The organism is Streptomyces antioxidans, assembly GCF_000968685.2.
GTDB lineage: Bacteria > Actinomycetota > Actinomycetes > Streptomycetales > Streptomycetaceae > Streptomyces > Streptomyces antioxidans.
Map to the genome: position 1 here is coordinate 1 of NZ_LAKD02000235.1, position 3995 is coordinate 3995.

At 74.1% G+C, this 3995-nt stretch carries 2 protein-coding genes; both read right to left on the reverse strand.

The annotated features are described in order from the left end of the window. A partial coding sequence (locus VT50_RS37910; protein WP_158083254.1) for an FAD-dependent oxidoreductase occupies positions 1 to 412 on the reverse strand: 412 nt, incomplete at its 3' end. A gap of 17 nt (positions 413 to 429) precedes the next feature. Then, positions 430 to 3995, reverse strand: a 3566-nt coding sequence (locus VT50_RS37915) for a thioesterase domain-containing protein (RefSeq protein ID WP_143645399.1), incomplete at its 5' end; no start/stop codon positions are given.

Here is a 3995-nt window from a genome sequence, read left to right on the forward strand (position 1 = left end):
CGACGGCCCTGGCTTGGTCGCCGGTGCCCCTGGTCTCGGCCGAAACGCAGCGGGCGCCGAACCGGACCACATCGGCGGGCAGCGACTCTGCGAGCCGCTCGACCAGCCTGCCGCGCCGCACCAGCCGCACCGAGGCCTGGTAGTACTCGGCCACCTCGGTCCAGTCCGCCTCACCGAGCGGAGAGCCGTCCTGGGCCAGCTGTACGGACCGGTCGAGCCGGGTGCCCAGGCCATCCAGCGACACACCGAACTCGCCGAGGATGCCGGTTCCGTTGGGCCAGAGGATCATCCCGTTGCCACCGGTGCGCAGTTGGTCGGCGTGCTCGAACACCTCCACCTCGTGCCCGGCGGCACGCAATCCGATCGCGCAGGCCAGACCGCCGACGCCCGCTCCGATAACGAGGACCTTCATGAACGCTCCAGAATTTCTCAGATGGTGGTGGAAAGCCATGTGTGGACGGCGAGCGCGGTGGATTGCGCGCATTCTTCCAATATCGTGAAGTGGTTTCCCGGGACGTCGATGGTGGTGTGCGGGACGTCGACGTCGGCCTGCCAGTGGTCCTGGGCCTCGCGCAGTTGCTCGGAGAACGGTTCCGCGGCCCGGACGAGAAGTGTGGGCGAGGCGAGCCGCGCGGGTGCCCATTCGGCCACCACCCGCTGGTAGCCGCCCATCGCGATCACCCTGGTGTCGCTGAGCAGGGTGGCCTCGTTCTCCCGGCCCATCATGGCCGGCCCGACCAGGTCGTGGAAGTCGGCGTCGATCCGGTCGGAGAAGTACGTGTCCAGCATCAGCACCGCGGCCGGGCCGTGTCCGCACCGCTCGAGGTGGCCGGCCAGCGCGTGGGCGATCAGCCCGCCCGCGGACCTGCCGAGCAGGACCAGCGGCTCGCCATCCGCGTGGTCGAGTACGGCGGCGCCGAGCACGTCCATGAGGGCGTCCAGAGTGGACGGCAGGGCCTGGCCGGTGAGGAACCCCGGCAGTGGCAGCACCCCCACGTCGCGCAACCCGGCCAGCCCGGCGGCGAGATGGGCGTACTCATGGGGCCCGGAGGCCGGGCTGAAGGAGGGCAGGCACACGATCCGGGGCCGGGCCTGACCGGTCGCGAGCCGGATCACCCTCGGGGGCTCGGCCACCTCGGCCGCGGAGCTGAAGCTCGGCTGGAGCTTGGCGACCGCCTGCACGATGGCGTTGGCGTCGTCGAACTTGCCCTGCGCGCAGGCGTGCAGGAACAGGTGCGCAACGGCGTTCTGCGGCTTGGCGACCGAGTCGTTGTCGGGGGCGTCATGCGCACCGCCGAGCCGGTCGTCGAGGTAGCGGGCGAGCGCGGCGGGCGAGGAGCGGTCGAACAGGGTGGCCGCCTCGAACCGGATGCCGGTGACCTCCGCGAGCCGGTTGCGCAGCTGGACGAGGGTGAGCGAGTCAAAGCCGAACTCGAGGAAGTCCCGGTCCGGTTCGATCGCCTCCGGGTCGGCGTGGCCGAGCACATCCGCGGCCGCTGACCGCACCACGTCGACCAGGGCCGCGGTCCGCTCGGCACCGCCGGCGAGCACGGACAGCCGCTCCGCCACGGCCACACGGCCGGTCGCTGCGGTGCGGCGCGCGGGCCGGACAAGGCCGCGGAGCGGGGCGGGTATGTCATCGGCGCCGCGCAGCGCGGCCAGGTCGGGTAGGGCGGGCACCAGGACCGGGGCCACGCCGGACACCGCGGCGTCGAACGCGGCGAGCGCCTCCGCGTCGCCGAGCGGGGAGAACCCACGGCTCACCTGGCCCGCGCCCCAACCGGCCCAGCCGCCCCAGGCCACTACCGCAGCCGGTCCGCCCGTGGCCCGCCGCTGGTCGGCAAGTGCCTCGAGGACGGCGTCGCCTACCGGGTCACCGCCGGGTTCGGCGGCGCCGAGCAGCCCGGCGGAAGAGGTGCACAGGACGAACGGCGTGGCACCGGTCGCCAGTTCGTGCAACTGCCGGGCGCCGTCCACGCGGGCCCCGGACCGTTCCGGATCCGGATGCGGTTCGACCGCGTACACCACCGCGCCCACATCGGCGGCGTCCAGCGCCTTGGCCGCCATCTCCCGGTCGGCCATGTCCGCGACGATCACCTCCACCTGTGTGCCGGGAATCCCCGGCGGCTCGGCCGCCGTGGCCTCGGGGTCAACGAGCATCAGCCGCCGGTGGCCGTGCGCCGTGGCGAGGTGCCGTACCAGCAGCCCGCCCGCTCCCGTCACGCTGCCGACCACCATCACCGTGCCCGTGGTCGGCGGGGGCGGGGCGGCGTCCGGTGCCGCGGTGGGGACCATCCGCGGTACGGCCGTCTCGCCGCCTCGGATGACGACCTCCGGCTCGGCTCCGTCCAGCAGGTGCGCCAGTGCGACCGCGGACGCCGGTGTGTCGTCCACGTCCGCGAACACCACACGGCCGGGGTTGGCGGCCCGCAGAGCGCGGGCGACGCCGCGGACCGAGGCCGTGGCGAGGTCGGGGCCGTCGGCCGCTCCCCCGGCCGTGAGGACGACCCGGCGCGTCCGGGTGAGCAGCGCGTCGACGGTACTCCGCAGCGTGTCGAGGGTGCTTCGCGGTTCGGCCCAGTCGGCCTCCTGGTGCCTGTGGTCGAGCAGCACCACGTCCGCGGTGTCCGGGAGCGCGTCCGGACCGTCCGCGACGGTCACCCGCACCCCCGCCTCGGTCAGTCCCGCGCCGAGCTGGGGCGCGACCGTGCCGAGCAGGACACACGCCCCGCCCGCCTCGTCGCGGGTGACCGGCAGCGGTGTCCACTGCGCATGGAACAGGGCGCCGGGCCGGGCGACCGGAGCCGCGGCGCCTTCCGGGCGCAGGACCAGCGACTCGACCGACAGCACCGGTGCACCGGTGTGGTCGGCCGCCTCGACGGCGAAGCGACCGTCGCCGACCGGGGTGCACCGGACGCGGAGCCGGGTCGCGCCGGTCGCGTGCAGGCGCACCCCGCCGAACGCGAACGGCTGAAGCGCTCCCGACTCCTGCGCCACGAGTACCCGCAGCGCCTCCGCCAGCAGCGCGGGATGCAGCCCATGTCCGGTCGCGTCCCGCCCGCCGGGGAGGGCGACTTCGGCGACGGTCTCCCCGTCGTCGCTGGGCCGGACCGCGTACGGCCGCGCGTCGTCGGCGTCGGGGCCCACCGCACCCTCGGCGTGCGGCTGCCACGGCGCGGACCCGTTCGGCCGCGAATGGACGGTCAGCGGCCGCACTCCGGCGGTGTCGGCGGGGCCGACCGTCACCTGGATCTGCACCGAACCGATGTCCGGCAGCGACAACGGGGTGTGCAGGGTGAGTTCGTCGACCCGGTCACAGCCGACCTCGTCCGCGGCCCGCAGTGCGAGGTCGAGGAAGACGGCGGCCGGGCCCGCGGTGGTGTCGGGCAGTGTGCGCGCCGACATCCGTCCGGTGAGGACGGTCGTACCGTCGGCGAGCGAGACGACGGCGCCGAGCACCGGGTGGTGGGCCGCGCCCAGCCCGGTCGCGGTGAGGTCACCGGCCCGTGCCTCGGTCATGTCCGGCCAGTACCGCTGCCGTTGGAAGGCGTGGGTGGGCAGTTCCGTGCGGTGTGGGCGGTACGGCGCGAACACCGATGCCCAGTCGACGGGGACACCGCCGGTGTGCAGCGATCCCATGGCAGTGAGCAGACAGGCCCGCTCGTCCTGCCCGGCCCGCAGCGCCGGGACGGCATGCCGGTCGCTGTCGGCGAGCGCCATGGCGGTGAGCACGGCGTCCGGGCCGAGCTCCAGGAACGCCGACACGCCCTGCTCGTCCAGCCATGTCATGGTGTCGGCGAACCGCACGGTGCCGCGGATGTGTGCGGACCAGTACTCGGGGGTGCCGATCCGCTCCTCGGCCGGGCGTCCGGTGAGGTTGGAGACCAGCGGGATCCGCGGCTGCCGGAAGTCGATGCCGTCGATGGCGGCGGCGAATCCATCGAGGACCGGGTCCATGTGCGCGGAGTGGAAGGCGTGCGACACCCGCAGCCGGT